The sequence below is a fragment of the Spirosoma arboris genome (assembly GCF_009754945.1).
Classification (GTDB): Bacteria; Bacteroidota; Bacteroidia; order Cytophagales; family Spirosomataceae; genus Spirosoma; species Spirosoma arboris.
Genome location: NZ_WPIN01000037.1, coordinates 1 through 15,229, shown reverse-complemented (window position 1 = coordinate 15,229; position 15,229 = coordinate 1). Strand labels below are relative to the sequence as shown.

Annotated in this window: 18 protein-coding genes and 3 pseudogenes; 10 read left to right on the top strand and 11 right to left on the bottom strand. The window is 46.7% G+C overall.

The window, feature by feature from the left end; all coding sequences use genetic code 11:
• Positions 1 to 1,124: 1,124 nt before the first annotated feature.
• Complete coding sequence (locus GO755_RS40190) at positions 1,125 to 2,543, bottom strand: Gfo/Idh/MocA family protein (RefSeq protein ID WP_157591092.1); 1,419 nt, start codon at positions 2,541 to 2,543, stop codon at positions 1,125 to 1,127.
• Between the two features lie 399 nt (positions 2,544 to 2,942).
• On the opposite strand from GO755_RS40190, the gene GO755_RS40185 reads away from it, so the two are divergent.
• The 4 genes and pseudogenes from GO755_RS40185 (at position 2,943) to GO755_RS40170 (ending at position 4,813) form a co-directional block, all read left to right on the top strand.
• The gene (locus GO755_RS40185) at positions 2,943 to 3,158 is read left to right on the top strand and encodes a hypothetical protein (protein WP_157591091.1); all 216 of its coding nucleotides are present in this window, start codon (positions 2,943 to 2,945) and stop codon (positions 3,156 to 3,158) included.
• A gap of 437 nt (positions 3,159 to 3,595) precedes the next feature.
• The gene (locus GO755_RS40180) at positions 3,596 to 3,925 is read left to right on the top strand and encodes a LytTR family DNA-binding domain-containing protein (RefSeq protein WP_157591090.1); all 330 of its coding nucleotides are present in this window, start codon (positions 3,596 to 3,598) and stop codon (positions 3,923 to 3,925) included.
• Positions 3,926 to 3,942: 17 nt separating this feature from the next.
• Positions 3,943 to 4,119: a hypothetical protein gene (locus GO755_RS40175; RefSeq protein ID WP_157591089.1), complete on the top strand. Its 177-nt coding sequence runs from the start codon at positions 3,943 to 3,945 to the stop codon at positions 4,117 to 4,119.
• A 464-nt stretch (positions 4,120 to 4,583) separates the two neighbouring features.
• Positions 4,584 to 4,813 (top strand): annotated as a pseudogene (locus GO755_RS40170) (hypothetical protein).
• Between the two features lie 201 nt (positions 4,814 to 5,014).
• On the opposite strand, the gene GO755_RS40165 reads toward GO755_RS40170, so the two are convergent.
• The 4 genes from GO755_RS40165 to GO755_RS40150 all read right to left on the bottom strand — a co-directional run bounded on the left by GO755_RS40165 (position 5,015) and on the right by GO755_RS40150 (position 8,290).
• The gene (locus GO755_RS40165; RefSeq protein WP_157591088.1) at positions 5,015 to 5,203 is read right to left on the bottom strand and encodes a hypothetical protein; all 189 of its coding nucleotides are present in this window, start codon (positions 5,201 to 5,203) and stop codon (positions 5,015 to 5,017) included.
• A gap of 874 nt (positions 5,204 to 6,077) precedes the next feature.
• A complete protein-coding gene (gene istB, locus GO755_RS40160) occupies positions 6,078 to 6,821 on the bottom strand; it encodes an IS21-like element helper ATPase IstB (RefSeq protein WP_157591087.1) in 744 nt (247 codons plus the stop codon).
• A gap of 34 nt (positions 6,822 to 6,855) precedes the next feature.
• Positions 6,856 to 7,821, bottom strand: a complete 966-nt coding sequence (locus GO755_RS40155; protein WP_157591086.1) for a Mu transposase domain-containing protein — start codon at positions 7,819 to 7,821, stop codon at positions 6,856 to 6,858.
• Positions 7,757 to 8,290, bottom strand: a complete 534-nt coding sequence (locus GO755_RS40150) for a hypothetical protein (RefSeq protein WP_157591085.1) — start codon at positions 8,288 to 8,290, stop codon at positions 7,757 to 7,759. The genes GO755_RS40155 and GO755_RS40150 overlap by 65 nt, the downstream gene beginning before the upstream one ends.
• Positions 8,291 to 8,598: 308 nt before the next feature.
• Between GO755_RS40150 and GO755_RS40145 the strand changes: the two genes are divergently transcribed.
• Both GO755_RS40145 and GO755_RS40140 read left to right on the top strand, forming a co-directional pair.
• The gene (locus tag GO755_RS40145; RefSeq protein WP_157591084.1) at positions 8,599 to 8,787 is read left to right on the top strand and encodes a hypothetical protein; all 189 of its coding nucleotides are present in this window, start codon (positions 8,599 to 8,601) and stop codon (positions 8,785 to 8,787) included.
• A gap of 10 nt (positions 8,788 to 8,797) precedes the next feature.
• Positions 8,798 to 9,007, top strand: a complete 210-nt coding sequence (locus GO755_RS40140; protein WP_157591083.1) for a hypothetical protein — start codon at positions 8,798 to 8,800, stop codon at positions 9,005 to 9,007.
• A 111-nt stretch (positions 9,008 to 9,118) separates the two neighbouring features.
• On the opposite strand, the gene GO755_RS40135 is transcribed toward GO755_RS40140, so the two are convergent.
• Positions 9,119 to 9,343 carry a LytTR family DNA-binding domain-containing protein gene (locus GO755_RS40135; RefSeq protein ID WP_317166052.1) on the bottom strand — a complete coding sequence of 75 codons (225 nt, stop codon included), beginning with the start codon at positions 9,341 to 9,343 and terminating at the stop codon, positions 9,119 to 9,121.
• Between the two features lie 61 nt (positions 9,344 to 9,404).
• Here GO755_RS40135 and GO755_RS42350 point away from each other — a divergent pair.
• Together GO755_RS42350 and GO755_RS40125 are read left to right on the top strand one after the other, a co-directional pair.
• Positions 9,405 to 10,263 (top strand): annotated as a pseudogene (locus GO755_RS42350) (IS982 family transposase).
• A 515-nt stretch (positions 10,264 to 10,778) separates the two neighbouring features.
• A complete protein-coding gene (locus GO755_RS40125; RefSeq protein ID WP_157591081.1) occupies positions 10,779 to 11,081 on the top strand; it encodes a hypothetical protein in 303 nt (100 codons plus the stop codon).
• Positions 11,082 to 11,185: 104 nt separating this feature from the next.
• On the opposite strand, the gene GO755_RS40120 is transcribed toward GO755_RS40125, so the two are convergent.
• The 4 genes from GO755_RS40120 to GO755_RS40110 all read right to left on the bottom strand — a co-directional run bounded on the left by GO755_RS40120 (position 11,186) and on the right by GO755_RS40110 (position 13,097).
• A complete protein-coding gene (locus GO755_RS40120; protein WP_157591080.1) occupies positions 11,186 to 11,386 on the bottom strand; it encodes a hypothetical protein in 201 nt (66 codons plus the stop codon).
• A gap of 510 nt (positions 11,387 to 11,896) precedes the next feature.
• The gene (locus GO755_RS40115; RefSeq protein ID WP_157591079.1) at positions 11,897 to 12,376 is read right to left on the bottom strand and encodes a hypothetical protein; all 480 of its coding nucleotides are present in this window, start codon (positions 12,374 to 12,376) and stop codon (positions 11,897 to 11,899) included.
• 249 nt (positions 12,377 to 12,625) lie between these two features.
• Complete coding sequence (locus tag GO755_RS41175) at positions 12,626 to 12,853, bottom strand: hypothetical protein (protein WP_198175079.1); 228 nt, start codon at positions 12,851 to 12,853, stop codon at positions 12,626 to 12,628.
• 16 nt (positions 12,854 to 12,869) lie between these two features.
• The gene (locus tag GO755_RS40110; protein WP_157591078.1) at positions 12,870 to 13,097 is read right to left on the bottom strand and encodes a hypothetical protein; all 228 of its coding nucleotides are present in this window, start codon (positions 13,095 to 13,097) and stop codon (positions 12,870 to 12,872) included.
• 497 nt (positions 13,098 to 13,594) lie between these two features.
• Here GO755_RS40110 and GO755_RS41700 point away from each other — a divergent pair.
• A pseudogene (locus GO755_RS41700) lies at positions 13,595 to 13,876 on the top strand (HU family DNA-binding protein).
• Positions 13,877 to 14,210: 334 nt separating this feature from the next.
• On the opposite strand, the gene GO755_RS40100 reads toward GO755_RS41700, so the two are convergent.
• Complete coding sequence (locus GO755_RS40100) at positions 14,211 to 14,510, bottom strand: hypothetical protein (protein ID WP_157591077.1); 300 nt, start codon at positions 14,508 to 14,510, stop codon at positions 14,211 to 14,213.
• Positions 14,511 to 14,848: 338 nt separating this feature from the next.
• On the opposite strand from GO755_RS40100, the gene GO755_RS40095 reads away from it, so the two are divergent.
• Positions 14,849 to 15,229: YihY/virulence factor BrkB family protein (locus GO755_RS40095; protein ID WP_227687286.1), on the top strand; the 381-nt coding region annotated here is incomplete at its 3' end.

Genomic DNA, 15,229 nt, shown 5'->3' with positions numbered 1-15,229 from the left:
ATCCCAGCGAGACTAGCGTTTCCTATGTATAACATTGTATAACTTGACTACAAAAGCAATATACAGCATTTAGCGGATAGTCAGGGTAAAAACCTGGCAAGGCTTGTCAAGGAGACAATTCCCCATTGGCTCAGTATCGGTAACAAACCACCTGCTTTGCCAGTAATAGAAGTGTATTACAGTTAAATTTCAAGGAAACCAGGCAGCTGATACTTACTTAAGTGTCAGCTGCCTTTTTTGATTTCGCTCATCTACTATCTCTTAGTAGGCAGTAAAAGGTAGATCAGAAAAGAGTTTGGATAAGGACAATTGTGAGCAGGTGCCAACTCGATTTCATGGCTTAGAACGCCTAACTTCAATAACGAAGATTTCAGCTTAGCGAAGCTTTTTGTCTCTTGTGGCGTACTGGGAACAACCCAGCCCACTTTACCATCGGGAACCTGATCGTTATTTACAAACCAACAACCACTGGATTCCAGGTTTTCAAGAACATGTCTGTAGGTATCGTGAGTCATTAAAGAAGCACAGTAGAGGTACTTAATGTTACCGATAAGTAAATAAATTAACTTTTCGGCTCAACAAACGCTTCACCTTCTGATCGCCTGATTAGGCGGGTTCTTATGGGTTAGATCTAAATGCTGGTGCTAATAGCGTCAGCATTTTTAGCTTAGTAGCAACTATTTTTAATCCGGGCGCAATATAGGTAATTAGCTGATATGCTAAAGATGCAACACGTTCTTGGCCATTAGGTATATGAGCCGACTGTTAGCTTTCTAAGATGTTTTTAAAAGGGGTGAAAAATACCTTTATCAGTGGTCGATCACTGTTACCCTGTGTAAGCCCCCTTGCGTACACAGGGTAAGGTAGTACCATTTCGGTACACCATTTTATACTTTCCAGTGTATATTTTGTATGTCATTTGTAGGGCGTTTGTCTATCATAACTTACGCCAAAGAAAAAGAGCCGCCTATAGCCACCCTCTTGCCTAATCGGATGCATTAAAAAAATAGTACAAAAACCGTCACGCTAAAGCACAAGGCGGCTTAAAGTGTTCAGGCTGGTTTGGGCTAGGAAACCTCAGGATGCTTCTGCCTCAGTAGGACAAACTAATCTCACCTCATTCATTAAGCCGTCTTCGCCAATTTCATAGCAACGGGGTCCCAATGGATGACCTGCTTTTGTTCAACACTTAAGTTGGCGGCCAGGGATGGAGCAGCTGCTCGTAGGCCAAACTCGGCATCTTCTTTGACCAGCGATGGTTTGTTCTCACGAATGGCATTGAAGAACACAATCATGTGGTCCAGCCGGTCATCATAACCCTCGGGAGCTGCGAAGGAAACGGCAGGCTCATTTTTTATCTCTCGCACAAATTGGCCTTCCGGGAATTTTTCGTCGTATTGCTTCACAAACTGATCCTGCATAGCTTGTGGGTAGGTGAATAACGCATCGTAGCCTTTGCTGTACATAGGTGCGTTAGGACGCTTGAGCCGGTTCATCACAAACGAATTCCAACCAATGTCAATGACGCCGGTTGTGCCCACCAACCGGGTGTGAATATCCCCACCAGCCCCCGTTGCCAAGTTCACACGCATAGCTAGCGGGAAGGAAGCATTCTTTTCCGTTTGCGGATAATTGAGCAGAGCCGTCACTAGGTCGTAAGCATCGCGGCCGTCTTTCCAGTAGTTCAAATCGCCCAAGGCATAAATGCTGGATGGGCCCAGGCTCCCCGTTACGGTATGCAAACCCGTTAACAAATGTACAAACAAATCGCCCGCTACTCCCGTGCCGTAATCCTTATAATTCCGCCACCGGAAGAAACGAACGGGCTCGAATGGTCGTTTAGGCGCATCGCCTAAGAATGTGTTCCAGTCTAAATCGTTGGGATCCACCTTGGGCGGCAGGGTATACTGCCAGGCACCAAGCGCATCGGTCCGATCCAAAAACGCTTCCACAGCGGTCAACTCACCAATATCGCCCGCTTCGTAGCGTTTTTTCGCTTCGAGAATAGCCGATGCACTCGCCCGTTGACTACCCACCTGGAGAACCTTGCCTGACTTCTTTTGTGCCTCGATAACCGCATAGCCTTCGTTAATATGGTGCACCATCGGCTTTTCGCAATAAACGTGTTTACCGGCTTTCAGGGCGTCAATGGCGATGTAATCGTGCCAGTGGTCGGGTACGCAAATGAGCACCGCATCTACCTCTTTGCGCATGAGAATTTCGCGGTAGTCGCGGGTGATGAGCAGGTTGTTGCCCCAAACTTCTTTCGCTCGCTCCAGACGAGGTTGGTAAAGGTCGGCTATGGCTACTACTTTCGTACCGGGTACTTTGAGGGCGCAGTCAAGGTCGTAATGGCCAATGATACCTGCGCCAATCAAGGCCAGATTAATGGAATCGGCGGCTGAACGCGGTTTGATGCTTTCAAGTAAGCTTTGGCGATAGGTTTGGGCATCCACCTGATCGGGAATCAATAACGATGCGCCACCTGCAAGTAGGGCAGAAGATCCGCCGAGCTGGCGGAGGAAGTTTCGACGAGAGTGCATTCGAAAGGTTTGTTATAAGAAGGGCAAAATATACAATTTTATAAACAGAAAGTCCAGTTATTCCTGCCGACTATTGGAGAATATATTCCCACCAGATCATACCCTCCGTTTGGTCGACCAAATGAAAGCTGCTCTTTTTCAGTACTTTCTATTAGACTACCTTTTCCACTTGCGTGTTGGCCACTACGCATTGAACACCCGTTTGCTGATCCACCCAGAGCGGGTAATATATAGAGAGTCTGTGAAACGTAAGGCCATTACCATTTTATTGATTTGCAGTATAAAAGCTGGGTTTATTCAAACTATCCCAATACCAGTCTGTTGCAACTAGAAGGGGGGCTAGGCTATGTCAGCCAATAAGATCAATATAGGTGGCCTATCATACCAAATTGTACTAAAATGAAAGTCTCCCAAATCGGTAGGTCAACGTTGATCACTTTAGTGGCGGCTGCTTTACTAGTTGGGTGGCTCAACACCGCTGATACGAAGCCAGTCCTGGCCCTACTAGGACTCATTCTACTTTTGTTCTACAAACTGGATGTTGATGTAACTAGCCAAAGCATTAACTTCGCCTTTGGCATTGACCTCATTCGGCGCAGCATCCCCCTTGACTAAGTGATGGGAGCAAAAGTGGTGAGAAATTCGGTATGATCGGATTGGGGAATTCGAGTAGGTTCGGCTTTTACGCTCTATATTGTATCTGGTTTTGATGCAATTGAGTTGACGCTAAAAGGAAAGGCGCGAACCATACGAATTGGTACCAACGTTCCAGGACCACTGAGCGCTTACATCAATCAAAAAGTAGCAGGGTGATAGCCCTATTGCCAGACCGTAAGCGAATGCGCTCTTATTGAGCTTCTTTGTTCATGCGCTTATTACACGCGTAGGTATACTAGTAGGCCGGAGAAAACATAATCTCTTAAGGCTAAAGTCATCATATTGTGTTTAGCTATAGGCCATGTTTTATTAGTTCCACAATTTATTTTCTATGCAACTTGTAGTTTAATTATAAGAATAGTTTAGTAGGTTTCTGTCAGCATAAGTTAATATGTATGGCAAAACAACTATTTAAGAAACGCCCTGTTGACTCGTTTGATACCCAGACCGTGCTCTATCTGACTGGTTACTCCAATTATAGCCGTGTTCATTTGCTCAGTGGACAAGTCGTCGTCTCTAGCCACAGCCTGAAATGGTTTGAACATCGATGGCCTTCGTTCCTAAGGACTAATAAGCAGGCCTTGGTGAATCCAGCCTTCGTCAGCCAGATTAAGCCCGCCCGGTACACACAGTCTACTAGCTACGTCATCATGCAGGACCAGGCTCAAGTGGCCATTTCGCGCCGACGTGTGAACCGTATCCAGAAACAATTTCGCCAGCTGTAAACGACTTAGCTACTGTCTTGCCTAAGGATAAGCAGGCCGAAGTAACTACGATTCTACTGGTCGTATTGTTGGGCTTACTATTAGTGCTTACCGCTGTGATGGATAAACTATTACAGGGGCGTCTTAGTGTGGACGATGAGGCATTCAGGATTATTCTATCCCAGGTGTTGCCTACCACTAAAACGTCTAGCTAAGCCGTTTGTGATGTGTCTGAACTATCTCTATCACTAGGAGAAATGATTGGATTCATACCGACCAAATGAACAGAGATAGGATACGACTTGACGCACAGTAATTTAGACCGTTCCCGCACTTTCCTTCTTTCCATCCTCCCGTATTCTTCTGCGTTAACCTGCGCAACCTGACGGTCAGGTTGCGCTTTTTTGAGGGAAGTCAAGGCCTCAAATTGACGGCAGGAAAAAGAGGCTTTCCAAGCTTCCCTTTCTACACAAATAACGCTCACTGATTAGCCTAGTTCATTGTACCAGCACTCATAGTAATTAACAGTACCAGCTGGTATGCCCCCGGAGCAAGAGGTCTAGTTGGATTCCCTGTGCATTAACATTCTTGCATGAGAGCTTACTTAAGGGGAGCACGGTATAAACCTTATGGCGAACATTCCGTTGTAAGCTCATTATTCAACTTTTAATCTACGATGATGGCTGATTCAACCAATTCAGCACACAAAGAGGGGCCAGTGACCAAAGCGATTGAACAACAAACGGCCAAATTACCCTCAGATATTTTCCTGTGGGCAGCGCTGGGTTCAATGGGCGTTTCGCTATACTTACAAGCTACGGGCGACCGCAAACGTAGTTTGTTTATTGGCCAATGGGCAGCCCCTTAGGGGTATACAACAAGCTGGTCAAGTTAGAAGGAAGCGATTAACGGATCACGGTTGACTGACTTGTCGCTTAGAACTTTTAGTAGGTTGACCGATTTTAAAGAAACAATCCTTTTCTTTTTAACCAGAGTTAAGCGCAACCCGACTAATCCTGGGTTGCGCTTTTTTGCGAGCTCATTACGTGAATAAGTACAATCATTCAACTAAATGGCTGGTAGTCATTTAGACCCTTCAGACTTGCCCACTCAATAGCTAGAGCCTTTCCTATTTTTCTTGGTCAGTGAAGCTTGAATGACCGCCCAGGCTTTACGTTTTAGGAAAAGATGCAGCTTCTTGTCTTTGGGGACAAAGGTTGTGCTGCGATCATTGACTTTAGATTCCCAATAGTTGTTGTCTGAGGTGTCGGGGATTTCCGTGTAGGTCGGTTCGGTCATGGCTTATAGCATTTAGTGGCTACTTCCTATAACTGCATAAGCAGACAATCGATTAAAATTACCGGTTCCAGATCCAACTTAGACCGGCCAAACTCGCCTAAAAAGGTTATTTACGACACTCTCCTAAGACGGGAGGCAAGTGAAAATAAAAAAAGCGCTGATAGGCATCGGGCAATTTATCACCACTAGCCACGACTCATGGCAGGAAAAAATAAAAAGAATGTTTTTGAGCCTTCACTTTCTACACTTCCTATACCGATAGCAATCCTTCCAGACCCGTTTGGCTTATTTGCAATTTTTCTTTATTACTCGTAAGTTAGTAAGAGGGCCACAGGAATCACCCCATGAAGCAGCCAGGTAACCGACTATATAAGCTAGTAGAACTACTAGGGACGGGCCTGCTGATTATCGTTGTCGTTATGCCAATAGTGATTATAGCCAGTGGTCTAGCCATACTTCATAAATCGAACCTACTCTATATATTGGTCTCCATACTGATCGCGATGGTGTTGCTAGCTATGTGGATGAGGCTGATGCCGCATTTTTAATACTCGATGGCTCTTATAATCGACTTAATGCCCGTCTAGTGGGCTTAGCCAACCTCCTATAGCCTGGATCAAGAAAAAAACCTATACATTACTTAATGTAAAACCCAACGGGTTGAGCCCTTGTGCCGTGAAACCGCTCAAAGAACATCCTTCCTTTATCATCGTGGCCTTTATGGTAGCTATTCTCTATATAGCCATGCTCATCTGGCTATACCGTCATAATCAGCACTTGCCTTAATTATATATTACGGAGATGCTAACCCAGGTATTTCGGAGCATACTAACCCACCCCTTTTCGAGTAGAAATCACTCAAAGTTAGTGATCATTAGTTATCTGTGATAATACGTTGCTTACGACGCATCGATTCACCCTTCAACTCCAGTCGATGGGCTTTGTGAGTGATCCGATCCAGGATGGCATCGGCCAGAGTAGGATCACCGATGTACTCGTGCCATTTGCTAACCGGCAATTGAGAAGTAATAATTGTAGCTGCTTTCCCATGCCGATCTTCCATGATCTGCAACAGGGCTAGTTGAGCATGTTGGTCCAGAGGCTGGAGACCCCAGTCATCCAGGATTAGTAAGTGTAGCCGCTCCAGTCGACCCATCTCTTTCTGGTAAGAGCTGTCGGCTTTAGCCAGTTGTAGGCGCTGCAAGAGCTTGATCAGATTGTGATAGCCAACCCGGTAGCCTAACTGACAGGCCTGATAGCCCAGGGCCGAAGCTATATAACTTTTCCCGCAGCCCGTAGCACCCGTCAGGAAAATGTTCTCCGAACGATCAATGAAGCGACAATCGGCCAGACGCAGGATGGCTGTCTTATCTAGATTCCGGCCAGCGCCGTAGTGCAGCTCTTCCAGCGAAGCCGCATAGCGGAAGCGAGCCGCCCGAATGGCCATCTGGGTCTTACGGTGCTGGCGATATTCGTGTTCGGCATCGGTGAGTTGAGCCAGTAGTTTATCAGCCGCTGGCTGCTGGTGAACTGGCAGTTGCAAAAGAGCCTCAAAGGCCTGGAACATGCCCGTTAGTTTGAGTTCACGTAATCGGTCCAGGGTTGCTTGGTTATTCATGGTCCTGTTGGTTTATTTTCTTTCCCCTTTGTCATTATTGGCAGGCGGCTGATCCTCGTATATTCTCGTGAGCGGTTGCAATCAGGTTAGGCGTTGATTCAGGTAAGCTATCCAGACCTCGCTCCAGGATAGAGCGGATGACTTTGTAGCTGACGCTTTGGTAGCAAAGAGCCCGCTCACAAGCCCGCTCCAGTCGATCCACTCCTACTTTCTTCTCCAGACTCAGGATGCCCTGACAGGATTTGTAGGCTTGTTTGGGATGAGCCCGACTGCCTAATACTACTTCAACGGTGCGTTGAGTTTGAGCTCCAATGCGGCCTGCCCATCGAATGAAGGAGGCTGGGTTCCAATCAGTCACCCACTGCTGGGTGTTGGGTAAATGATCTTTAGTGGTCGAGTAGTGATACTTACTTCTGTCCCGTTGGTGGATGGCAATCCGTTCATAATGGGCATAGATCTCGACGGTATATTGTGTAAAGATGAGTCGAACTCGCTTGCCGGCGTAGCGGTAGGGGACGTTGTAATAATGCTTATCTTCCGAGAGCAGTACGTGACAATTTTTCTGCACACGAGCTACCAGATAGTGTTTGATCTGATAGATACTGGTGTGTACGGGACTCAGATGTACTTGCTCATAAGCCTCAAAACGAGTTCGTCGGCTGTACTCTTTGCCGCTAAAGAGTATCTGATTATGGGCATCGACCCGTTCCAGGATGACTGCGTTGAGTTCTTCGAGCCGGTGAAATAACTGGTTGCGAAGCGGAGCATACACCCGGTTATAAAGGATGTTAACTGCTCCTTCCACCAGCGCCTTGTCCCGCGGTTTACCGCTGCGAGCGGGCAGAACCGTCGTCTGATAGTGGAGGGCAAAATCGCTCAGCATCTCATTAATCTGGGGTTCATACCGATCAGCACGGATGACGGCGGCCTTGAGGTTATCGGACGGTCGGCCGCTGCCGTACGATGGCTGCGGGCACTCCACCAAAGTAGCGTAGGGCATTTTGTAGTGCCTCGATAAAGTCTTCCGTGCGTTGACTAGCAACGGCTTGAGCATAGGTCAACTGACTGCACCCTAACACGGCCAAGAAGAACTCAACCGGCTTTACTTCCCCACTTAATTGATCAACAAGCGATAGACGTTTACCCGCAAAATCGACAAACACTTTGTCCCCCGCTTTATGCTCGAAGTGCATGGATAGCTGCTGAGTCTGGCGCCATTGTCGATAATGGTGACAGAACTGAGTATACTGATAGCCATCGGGTTGTTCGCCCCTATAGTCTAACCACAGATCATGTCGTGTGACGCCTATACAGGCCAGTTGGCGATCAATAGCAGGCAGCCGCTTTAGCAACTCAGCTAATCGACCGTCAGCCGGTGGGGTAGCCACGGGTGGTTGAATGAGTTGATCGAGTTGGGCATCAGTCTGGCTTAAGAGTCCCGTTAGGTCAGTTTGGGGCAAAAGGCGCAAATACCCCCGAATCTGGTTATAGCATGCAAATGGATTTCATAAAACAGAATTAGGGCAGGCCACTTTAGATTGAGGTGGCCTGACTTGTTAGGCGTCTAAGCGACTCGATTTTCTTATGGGTATGTACACAAGCCTAGCCATTCTTGAAGGGGTGACCCCTTAATTAAGTGAGTATTTCGGAGTAAACTGACCCACTTAGTACGCAGCATGCCAACCCAGGCATTTTGGGCATAACTGACCCACCCCTTTTTCGAGTAGGAATCGCGTCACTGCTGTAGTTTTCGGAGGTAATTGACCCACCCCCGACTATGGCTAATCACCGAGTTACTATGCACCTACTGCGCCAAATACTGCTACTCAAACAACAGGGTAAATCCATCCGTGATATTGCCCGATCACTGGCAACCGCTCGCAACACCGAAAACAGCAAAGGGTTTGGGCAAAAGACGGGAAGAATCGCTATGCTATCGAACTTTTTTGTATCTTACCCTAGCTAAACCTCTATCTATGAACCCTATCTTTTCTGCCGGTGATCGCGTCAGTGTAGCTAATATGGTGAAAGGCTTCTTGAGGAGCCGGAGTGAAGCAGTGGTGCTTGGCTGGACCAGTTATGGGCGATTGACCATCAAGCTCGACGAAAGTGGGGTCGTCAAAACTGTGGTGCCAACCCGGGTCAGGAAACTAGGTCATGAATTAACTCCGCCACCAGCCGCCTAGTCATCTAAGAGCTCATTTTATAGATGATCAGCCGATGATCAATCAACTTAGGGCCTATTTATCACCAAACTCGCTTGTCATTAACCTGCCTAACAGTTTCACCAGAGTAGGCTACCGCAGGGTGAATTGCGAACGAAGCACCATCCAGCGACGGTGGGAAATGGGTAAATGCATGCCGCCGACCAGATGAACCATCGGTTTACCAAACGTGAGCTTGGCTTGCTCAATGAATTGCCGATTGACCACATACCGACGATGCAAACGCAGGAAGTAAGCCGGTGGTAACTGAGCCTCCACTCGTTTGAGTGTTGTAGTTACTAACCCAAGTTGCGAGATATGAACCCCGTCAGTCAGTGAGGTCGCTTTAGAGTGGCTGACACTTTAAACGATCACCCACATGACTGACAAGGCACTGGCAATTTACTGCCTACTCGATGATATGTTCCAAATTATGGGCCCAAAAACTGACCCTCATGGCAAACTCAATGATGCTGAGGTAGCTACCACTGCCCTTATGGCGGCCCTGTCCTTCTATGGTAACCAGGCCCGTGCCTGTGACTATAGGCAACACCATATGGGTTGTCAGATGATCGACAAGTCTGGATTCCATCGGCGATTACATCGGTTAGAACCCACTCTGTTGCTGGTCTTTCAGGCTATGGGCTTGGCCTTAAAAGAACTCAATACATCCGCTCGTTACATCATTGACTCTTTTCCAGTAGCCGTTTGTCGTAACTGCCGGATTGGGGTTAGTAAACTCCTCACAGGTAGATCGTATCACGGCTATCATGAAGCCAAGAAAGAGTACCGCGCGGGCGGCCCCGTTCTACGGCTTTAAGATCCAACTCATCACTACGGCGACTGGTCAACCGGTGGACTGTTATGTGACTGGAGGCAGTTTTCATGACAGCACCGCCTTACAAGCTAGGCAGTTGGATTTACCCGCCGGTAGCATCGTCTATGGCGACAGCGGCTACACTAACTATGAACAGGAGGATTTGTATGCCGAGTGTGACCAAATTAGCCTGAGGATTCATCGCAAGTGCAACTCGAAACGGCCTGATGAAGCTTGGCAGCGATTTTTAAAAAAGCACTTTCGTAAGCCTATCGAGACGGTTATTAGTCAGATTGAACATCTGTTTCCGCGCAAAATCCATGCCGTCACGGCTAAAGGTTTCTTGCTGAAAGTGTTCTTATTTGTGCTAGCTTATGCCATTGATGAGGCATATATTGAACCAGACTATCTCGCAACTTAGATTAGTTACTAGTAGTCGCCGCCCATCGGCCCAGTGCAGCCAGGTGTAATTGGCTTCCCCTTCTAAATAAACCAAGTCCGCTACTGACAGCCACTGCGCACCCGTATTGTTGGTGTAAACCCGAAGCGGAGGCCAATCCCCCAGATCAGGGGTATTGGGGGGCAAAGGCTTTAGATAGAAAGGCATGGAGGCAGATGAGGTCAACGTATCGCTTCGCTCAGACCAGCCTAAGGCCTGGTGCTTGACCCGACCTTGGCGGCTAGAGTTCACTACCCTGCTGGTGGAGAAAGCACCGCTCAGACTCAAATCAGCTAAAAAGTAACCGATCAGAAGCCGAGTTGTTTAACCGAATTTCCTACCACAAACAGATTAATCATCAGTAGCCAGCGTGAGGCTTCCTCCGTTAATCAGCTCACGTTAAGAATCTATCCTGCTTGATTTGACGTATAACTAGATTATAGCGGGCGTCTTTACCGCTTCTAGTTAAATTGTTTCGTACTCCAATCCCCAGCGCTATGAACCCTCTGCTGGCTCAGATCATGGCTCAGAATGACTATATTCAAGCCCTTAGCCCTCAGCCTGATCTCTCCGAGATTGAATCAGCTTTTGCCCGCCTGGAGGGATTGTTTCAGCACTTACACTTGCTCTATCCCCAGAATGCTAACCAAACCTATGCCTGGGCGGTGTTGGATCAACAGGCCCGAACGGAGTTAACCAGGTTACGACAGGTCTATACCAGTAGTGATCTAGTCAGGATGGAAGCGGCCTTAATGGCTCTTTTGGAAAAGATTGAGTATGCGGTGACGCTCTTGTTTTGATCCCTGAAAGGGTCCCCTAGCCATGAAGTGGGTAAAAATACGAATGCACCTCATTCTAGAGAAGAACCCGCTTAAAGTAAACAAAGACACAGTTGGGTAGTCGTCTAGACTCCTGTTGGACTGTCGGTTACTTTATTGACGTTTTGTGCGGATATAACTTTCTCCTTACCCGTTTCACGGGACTTAACCCGTAACTGACCACTACTAGTCCAGCGAATTACTGTGGCCAGATAACGCCCCCGATAAAACCCTTTCAGGGTCTGCCCGACGCTCACCTGATCACCAGGGGAAAGAATAGGTTTCATCCGTATCTAAGGCTCGCCAGTTCAGGAGGTCATTTTTTGCTTTGGGCAGCCTCTACAGCCCTAGAAGGTGAAGGTAGACAGAAAGCCGATACAAGTCAAAGCATTTGTTCATCAAAATTCCTGTAAATCGAGGCCAGTAGAGTCTTCTTTAAGCCCACTACCAAGTTCCTATTCCAATTAAATCCTCCTAGGGAGCGCTCTTTAAATGGTCTCCTATGAGATTGGATGCACATCGATTCAGCCTTCGTACGTCAATGATTGATTCCACTAAGAAGCCTATATGACCTGTTGCTAGTAGTATTAATCCAGCTAAAATGGCTCGGTTAACCACTGACCAACCGAGCCATTTTCTTTACAAACACTAGGATTTCGCTGATCGAATAGCCGCAACCCGTAGCCGCTTGCACTTAGCTGCCTAATAAACCAGATGAGAAGTCCTGGGATGTATCAGCCCGGGATGCATCAAAGTAGAAACCCAGATTCCCAGGAATCCACTAAGCTGCTTTAGGCTTACTGTAATAACTTAATTTTTTCATTCACTTTATCAATAAAGCTATGGTACTCAGTGGGTACATTCCGCTTGGCCTGATCGATCAACCAAAACTGGCGGCTTCCCTTGTAGGTTAATTCGATATATAAGCCGCCCCAGTCCCCTGCATCTGGCTGACCAATAACCCGCTTAGTTTCCTTACGTAAGGCCTCAGGAAAGCTATCGATCAAATCACAAACACTGGCAAATTGCGTTTGAGTCAAGGCCACATAGTCACCTTTATAAAAACCACTGGCACTGGGATATTGATCGTTCTTATCTTCCAGTAGACGGCTTTGTTCCAGTTTGAAAATTTCAATGCAGGCTTCTCCTCCACACTCCCCGTAGAAATGACCGAAGATTAAATAATCCGAATCAGCTAGCTCAATCGGTAAATCGTTTTGGCAGGCGCTTAGCAAATAAAGTAAGACGCTAGTCAATGTCCAGTATAGCCTTCTCATAGCCTTAGGTAGTTAGTATATCTCATCCTTCCATCCCGATAGAGTCATCATGACTCTGAAACCTGTAAATAGGTTGTAGCGATTTCTATTTTTTAGGCTGTGGCTTATGATGAGCGCCTAGCCCAGCTTTAGACTGGGCTGCTAGTAAGGTACTGACAGAAACTTTCCTATGGTTTCACCAGAGCAGGTGATACGTTTTCAGGCCACGACCCACTCTGGTAAAAATCCGTAGCCACTCTGCAAGGATTTTTAGGGAAGCCCTTTATCGTTAATGGATTTTAAAAGGAATAATACTTCCTGATCGGTAAGCTCTTGGCCCCAACCCGCAATGATGCTGGTAACCACAATATTTACTTTTAATTGACTTAGACGTATAGCCATAACCAAGGGTGGTTTAGCTAGTAGGTGGCTAAGATCGCCCATTAAGCCTTCTGCACGGCAAATGATCCCTATTTCGTGTAGAATCCGGTCACGCATATATTAGAAGGCTTTTTTATAAAGTACCCGTATCATTAATAGATTTCAACATTGCCAATACTTCATCGTCACACCAGCTATCTCCCCAATTCGCTACAATACCAATGATTAGGTTATCTACTCCTAATAGGCGAAGTGCCGATGCCATACTGGTTGGTGATTTAGACAAAATAACACTCGTATCGCCTTCAAATCCCTGCGCTCGGCAAATTATGGCGATTTCATGTAGAATCCGGTCACGCATACAAAAAAAGCTTTTGTGACATAATGGGGATTTAAATCGTAACCTTTACCTACCTGATAGTTGCGGGTATGGCTCATATAATTTAAGACTACTAAAAGTTACTAAGCAGTTGGAACTACTTCGTAGGTTAAAACAGAAGCTAAAAGTAGCCGTTTCGTGGATAAGCGGTTAGGTACAAATCATAGTTGTCGACCTACCATCTAGTCAAAATAATAGAGGCAACAGGATGGGCCTAACTAAGGCTCGAACGGTAACGACTGATCCCCCACTGGTCCATTAGCTCGATTTGAAAAGTACAAGGGGTGGTCAATCGGAAACGAAATTACCTACTTTGTGCCAGCGCGAAATCTCTAGCCGTGCGATTCGGCAGTGTAATCCACTCGTTAAGGAAAACCTATCAAAAAAAAGTATTAACTAGGCGGAATATAACCGACCCTCGCCTGTCAACACAGTGCCTATCAGTTCTTCCCAATCCTAGCAAAGCGCGTTCGAGAACTATGACCAAGCAAGATTTACTGCGTCGAATCGCCGACCAGACGGAGATTAATCTTCAAACCAGTCAAACTATTGTAGAAGCTTTTTTCACGAGCGTCAAAACGGCCTTAATCGAAGGGGAACCTCTATAGGTGCGGGGTTTTGGAAGCTTTGTGCTCAAGCAGCGTGCTCAGAAAGTAGCGCGTCACATTAAAAGTAACACGGCCATCACCCTAGCACCCCACGCTATTCCCTACTTTAAGCCCAGTGATAGTTTTGTCAAACGAGTTCGTGAGCGGAAATAAACTCTAGGGAGTTGGTTTAGTACAGACCATCTGGAGAGGACCGAAAAAGGCCAAGATTCTAGTAAAGATCCTTGGCCTTTTTAGAAATGTTTTTCGTATCGTTGAGTAAGGATTAAACCCCCATGGGCTAAATTGTCTAGTTTTTCATTGCCAAGTTGATTACGGCGGTGATTTCCTAATCACAAAGGAGCTAATCTCAGGTACGCTATACAGTAGCTGACTAGACCAACTTGCCGGGTAGTGAAGCGACCTCTCAGGAGGTAGGCCAACCATGCTTAACAGAGTAACGTAACTATCGTATTGAGTACCGATTCAATACTGTAAGCTCTTGTGTCTAGTTTAAATGCACCTGTTTGAGCGAATTAAGCTGGCTGGTCAACTTCGCTATGGATTCGTTTCTGGCCTGAATTTGGGCCTGACACGTGCTGATGTAGTTCAGCTGTTCCTGATGCCACTTTTCATAATCCCGGGCATCCGCCTGGTGAGCCAGTTGCATTTCGCGGAACAAATTCAAAAGTTCGTCATGACTCTTTTTTAGCTCCCGGCGCTGCCGACGTACATTCATTATATACCCACTTAGCAGCCCAATCAGGCCACCCAATACGGATCCTACGAGTTCAACGGTGATGTCCATTCTCTGATTCTACTTAAAAAAATACTATTTTTTTTGCTCTTATTTTATAAATATTATGGGTAGTTTACGAGGCTTGTAAAGATACGATCCATAATTTATCCGTAGTATAGAATCAGCGTGCCGTCACGGGCTAACCCCAGTGAACTAGTTGCTTCTACCTAACTGGTCAATTCGGTGCTTGAACAACTTCTCCAGGTTAGAGTTATCTCTAAAGAGGAAACTGCCTGTTAAACGTTAGCATAGTTTGCAGGCAGCTTTCGGTGTTTATCTGGATCGTCGTACCCATGGCCAATCTGCTGACCCGCTTTTATAAGGCCATATTCGCCGACTCAATCCCTATGCCGCAGAAGCCTACCCAGCCTAAGGCTCAGGCAGGTAATAGTTTTTGGCCTACTGCCTGGATCGTCTTACGCGATTCGTTTAATGGCTTTCTGGGTGATCGTTGCCTCAAGCTAAGTGCCGCTCTGGCCTACTACACGATTTTCTCACTGGCTCCCCTGCTGGTCCTAATCATAGCCCTGGCGGGGATTTTCCTGGGACAGGAAGCCATTCAGGGGCAGATCTTTGGCCAGATTAACGGCTTGGTGGGCAAGGAAGCCGCCAAACAAATTCAGGATATGATCAAAAGTGTAGGGCTTTCCGGGAAAACCAATTCGGCCCTGCTTATTGGCATCGTTACTTTACTCGTCGGTGCCACCAGCATCTTCGTTGAAATTCAG